Source organism: Pseudomonas sp. P4_C3 (genome assembly GCF_056402075.1).
This window is the reverse complement of the sequence record NZ_JBFUIC010000299.1, coordinates 1-4,765: the sequence shown is the minus strand read 5'-3', so window position 1 is coordinate 4,765 and position 4,765 is coordinate 1. Positions and strand designations below refer to the sequence as shown.

Genomic DNA, 4,765 nt, shown 5'->3' with positions numbered 1-4,765 from the left:
GACACGCCGCCATCGCGAGCAAGCTCGCTCCCACAGGTATTGCATCAGATTCCAGGTCTTTGGATCAGACGTGGAAGTAACCCACGCACGAATCGAACGGCAGGCGCTTGAGTTCGATCTTGTTCAGGTCGAGCACTTCACGCAGGGCCTTGGTTTCGCCCGGGAAGTTGCGGTAGGCGACTTCGTCGAGCACCACGATCGCGCCTTTGGGCATGTACGGCAGGAAGGTTTCCAGCGCGACTTTGGTCGACTCGTACAGGTCAGTGTCGAGGATCAGCATGGCCACGACCAGGTCCGGACGGGTCTTGACCCACTCCGGTACGGTCTGGACGATGTCGCCCTTGACCAGCTCGCAACGCGGAATGCGGTTGACCGGGCGCAACAGGTCGTTGGCGTCGATCATGTCCTGGATCAGCGACTGGTCGGTGTCGGCGAACATGGTCTCGTTGACGTCGGCCGGGTCTTCTTTCTTGTCGATGCTCTGGAAGCCTTCGAAGGTGTCGAAGCCCACGATCGAGCGGTTGATCGCATACGGCTCGAGAATCATCGACAAGTGCATGTAGAGCATCAGCGAGTTGCCCTTGTACACGCCGCACTCAATGATCGCGCCGGGCACTTCGGCGACCTTTTTGAACAGCTCCATGCGCGACAATGCAGCCGTCACGCCGATACGGTTGGCGAAGACGAACGGCGCGTCGGCCACATATTCGGCATCGACCCGTTTCAGGACATTGGTACGGGTTTCGTTGTACTGGGCCTCGGCGGGCGTGATGCGACGCTTGGTCATTGCTGGATTCCTCGGAAATTCGAAAAGTCGTGGACGTGGAAGTAGTCTTTGAAACCGGCGCCGACATCCGGGCAGGCGCTGTCGACGTTGATCGCGCCGCGCTGCTGCTTGAGGTCGTCGAGGTGCATCAGGCGAAAGTCCACGCTGAAGCGGGTTTGTTGCGTGTAATTGGGCACGGTGCCGTGCAGGTGCGAACCCGAGAACACCAGCATCTCGGCGGTGTTGYCGGCGATGCGCAGTTCAGAGGTGGTGTTGATCGCTTCGGTGGGCACCGGGTGCTGGCGCGCCTCTTCCTTGACGTTGTCCTTGGCGCGCTGACGTTGCACGTCGATCCAGTCGGACAGGCTCCACTGCGCCGAGGTGTTTTTCACCGCGACGTCGAAGTAGGCCGGGTTGATCATCATGGTCTGGTCAGGCTGGATCGTGTAGACCGGCATCCAGGTATTGATCTGGCAGTCGACACCGCCGTACCAGGTATCGCGATGGGGCTTGTAGGCGTAGCTGACGCCAGCGTGCAGGTAGTCGTAGTTGGGCACGACACGGATGCGCGGTACGTCGAAAATGAACTCTTCGGGAGCGGCACCGATTTCGTCGGTGAAGCTGCGGATCAGTTCCTTGGCACGCAGGCTGTTGGTGAACTGGCCCTTGAGGCGAGTCACCAGCACCACGAACTCTTCCACCGGCATCAGCGTGTGCAGCGCCTGGTGGTTGGTCTCGCCATCGAAGGCGGCCGTGATGCTTTCCTGGGCAAAGGCACAGAGTTCCTTTGCCGCTTTCAGTTCGGTGTTGAGGAAGATGTCGCCAGCGTAGATCGCACTTCTGAAATCAGCGTGCTTGTGCAACTGATTGATGAATAAGTTCACGGTTCTCACCCAGGAATACTTTGGCTCTCATAAGAGTCGGCAACAGGCTGACAAACTGAAGCGCCATCCTCGAATGAAACGATCAATACCTTGAGTTGGCGATGAAATGCGCGGCTTTGCGCCGGGCTGAAAGCAAACATCCCGCAGCGATTGCTCGCCGCGGGATGTGAGTACAGGCGGGAGTGATCAGAACAGTTGGGTGAACAACCAGTACAGGCTACCCGACAGCAGGATCGCCGCCGGCAAGGTCAACACCCAGGCCATCAGCAAGTTGCGGATGGTCTTCATCTGCAAGCCGCCGCCGTTGGCGACCATGGTCCCGGCCACGCCCGAGGACAACACGTGAGTGGTCGACACCGGCAGGCCGAACATGTCGGCGGCGCCGATGGTCAGCATCGCCACGGTTTCTGCCGAGGCGCCCTGGGCGTAGGTCAGGTGGGTCTTGCCGATTTTCTCGCCGACGGTCACCACGATGCGCTTCCAGCCGACCATGGTGCCCAGACCCAGGGCGATGGCCACGGCGATTTTCACCCACAGCGGAATGAACCGTGTGGAGTTGTCGATCTGTTGCTTGAACAGTTGCAGCTTGCCGTTGGTGTCGGCGTCGAAATTGCCGACCTTGTTCTTGTCCATCAGGCGAATGGTTTCGCTGCTCAAATACATGTCGTTACGCACGTTGCCCACGGCCTCGGCCGGGACTTTCGACAGCGAGCCATAACCCTTGACCTGGGCACCAATGCTGCCGGTCAGCGCCGCCAGCGCCGGCACCAGTTGCGGGGTCGCTTCCTTGCTGCGCATGTATTCGGACAGCATCGCGCGTGGGTCGGCGGGGGGCGATTGCGGTGCCGCCTTGACCAGCGCTTGCTGGGTCACTTCGGCGACCGCGGCGAACTGCAACGCTTGATCGGCCGGCATGGTGCGGTTCAAGGCGTAAGCCATTGGCAGCGTGCCCACCAGAATCAGCATGATCAGGCCCATGCCCTTCTGGCCATCGTTGGAGCCGTGGGCAAACGACACACCGGTGCAGGTCACGATCAACAGGCCGCGAATCCACCACGGCGGCGGGGTCTCGCCCTTTGGCTCCTTGTACAGCGCACGATTCTTGACGAACGCGCGCAGGGCCAGCAACAGCAGTGCGGCGCAGCCGAAGCCGACCAGTGGCGAGAGCAACAGCGCGTAACCGATCTTGGTGGCCTGGGCCCAGTCCACACCGCTGGTGCCGTCGCGGCCGTGCATCAGGGCGTTGGCCACGCCGACCCCGATGATCGAACCGATCAGGGTGTGCGATGACGACGCCGGCAGGCCCAGCCACCAGGTGCCGAGGTTCCACAGGATCGCGGCGATCAGCAGGGCGAAGATCATGGCGAAACCGGCGGACGAGCCGACCTGCAGGATCAGCTCCACCGGCAGCAGGGCGATAATGCCGAACGCCACCGCGCCGCTGGACAGCAGCACCCCGAGGAAGTTGAAGAAACCGGACCAGACCACCGCAACGTTTGGCGGCAACGAGTGGGTGTAAATCACCGTGGCCACTGCGTTGGCGGTGTCGTGGAAGCCGTTGACGAACTCAAAGCCCAGGGCAATCAGCAGCGCCACGCCGAGCAGCAGAAACGGCGTCCAGGTGGTGACCACCGTGCCGAGTTCGCTCATGTCGTGCATCAGGCTGTAGGCGGTAAACAATAAGCCGATGGCCAGCACGGCAAAAAACACCACGATGGTGAGCAGGCCGGGTTTTTTGTCGAATAGTGGTTTGGCGCTACTGGCGGGTGCCGGGGCGGCGGTGTAGGAGGGCGTAGCCATCACGGACATTCCTGAGGGGGGAGGTGTATCAGTGATAATCGTTGCCAATTGTTACAGGGAGACTGCTTTGGGCCAGTGTTTAGGTTTTTGCAGCCCGCTGATCTGAAGTCACCTGTTTGTGGAAGTGAATCCTGGAACCTGTGGGAGCGAGCTGGCTCGCGATGGCGTCGGTACAGCCAGCATTGATGTTGACTGATCCACCGCTATCGCGAGCMAGCTCGCTCCCACAGGGGGCCGGGTGCGTTCAATAATCCTGCTGCTTGCGAAACGCCCAGCGCCCGGCAATCACGGTAAAGGTCGCGACCAGCGCCACGAGGATCCAGAAACCTTCCGGATCACCGGCCAGCGGAATGCCGCCGACGTTCATGCCGAAGAAGCCGGCGATGATGTTGATCGGCAGCGCCAGCACCGTTACTACCGTCAGGGTGAACAGCGTGCGGTTGGTCTGTTCATTGATGTTGGCGGCGATCTCTTCCTGCAACAACTTGATCCGCTCACCCAGCGCAGTGAGGTCGTTGATGATCAGCGCAAACTCCTCGGTGGATTTGCGCAACTCCTTCACGTCTTCCTTTTGCAGCCATTGCGGCGGCCGGTTGAGCAGGCGCAGCAATGAGCCTGGCTCCAGCGCCAGCAGCCGTTGCAAACGCACCAGCACCCGGCGATTGGCGCCCAGCTCAGCGCGGTTGGTCGACAGCCGCGAGGAGAGCAATTCGTCTTCGATCTGATCCACGCTCTGGCTGGTCTTGCGCACGATCTGGGTCAGCACTTCACCCTGGTCGCGCAGCAAATGCACCAGCAACTCCAGCGGGGAGCGAAAGCATTCCCGGGCCTTCACCGACGAGCGCAATTTGTCTACCGAGTGCAGCGGTTGCAGGCGTGCGCTGATGATCAATTGGCTGCGGGCGCACACCCATAGCGTCGAGACATCCGACGAGACCATGTTGCTGAGGTTGAACACCACATCGTTGACCACCGCCAGCAACGCGGAGTCGACATGTTCGATGCGCGTCGAGCGCGAGCCTTCGTGCAGCGCCTCGAAAAATTCCTCGGGCAACTCCAGATGACTTTTCATCCAGCGTTCGCACGCGGCATGGGCGAGGTTCAGGTGCAGCCAGAGAAATTGCTCATCGCTTTGCGGTTGTTGCAGGTACTGCAAGGCCTCGGCGGAATTGATTTCCCGACCGGCCTCACCGGGGCGAAAGCTGAAACCGTAGAGCAGGCCGAACAGATCCGTGTCGCGATGACTGTGATCGATGCTGTGGTTCATGAGGGCTCGCAAGGGGAGACGCCTGTCGCAGGTTTCGCAGGTTCACTT

General features: G+C 60.7%; 4 protein-coding genes. All 4 read right to left on the bottom strand.

Features of this window, described 5'->3' with window-relative positions; all coding sequences use genetic code 11:
- Positions 1–64: 64 nt before the first annotated feature.
- The 4 genes from AC1DVH_RS26095 to AC1DVH_RS26080 all read right to left on the bottom strand — a co-directional run bounded on the left by AC1DVH_RS26095 (position 65) and on the right by AC1DVH_RS26080 (position 4,717).
- Positions 65–787, bottom strand: coding sequence for a TylF/MycF/NovP-related O-methyltransferase (locus tag AC1DVH_RS26095; RefSeq protein WP_108215167.1), 723 nt, complete (start codon positions 785–787; stop codon positions 65–67).
- Complete coding sequence (locus AC1DVH_RS26090) at positions 784–1,650, bottom strand: hypothetical protein (protein WP_477756223.1); 867 nt, start codon at positions 1,648–1,650, stop codon at positions 784–786. The genes AC1DVH_RS26095 and AC1DVH_RS26090 overlap by 4 nt, the downstream gene beginning before the upstream one ends.
- 186 nt (positions 1,651–1,836) lie before the next feature.
- Positions 1,837–3,450, bottom strand: coding sequence for an inorganic phosphate transporter (locus tag AC1DVH_RS26085; RefSeq protein WP_477756222.1), 1,614 nt, complete (start codon positions 3,448–3,450; stop codon positions 1,837–1,839).
- A 244-nt stretch (positions 3,451–3,694) separates the two neighbouring features.
- On the bottom strand, positions 3,695–4,717 hold the full coding sequence (locus tag AC1DVH_RS26080; protein ID WP_477756221.1) for a transporter: 1,023 nt from the start codon (positions 4,715–4,717) through the stop codon (positions 3,695–3,697).
- Positions 4,718–4,765 lie beyond the last annotated feature (48 nt).

What these genes read in the sequence shown, in the direction of transcription:
- AC1DVH_RS26080 (WP_477756221.1), bottom strand. Translation starts at nt 4,717, where the DNA reads ATGAACCACAGCATCGATCACAGTCATCGCGACACGGATCTGTTCGGC.
- AC1DVH_RS26095 (WP_108215167.1), bottom strand. Translation starts at nt 787, where the DNA reads ATGACCAAGCGTCGCATCACGCCCGCCGAGGCCCAGTACAACGAAACC.
- AC1DVH_RS26085 (WP_477756222.1), bottom strand. Translation starts at nt 3,450, where the DNA reads ATGGCTACGCCCTCCTACACCGCCGCCCCGGCACCCGCCAGTAGCGCC.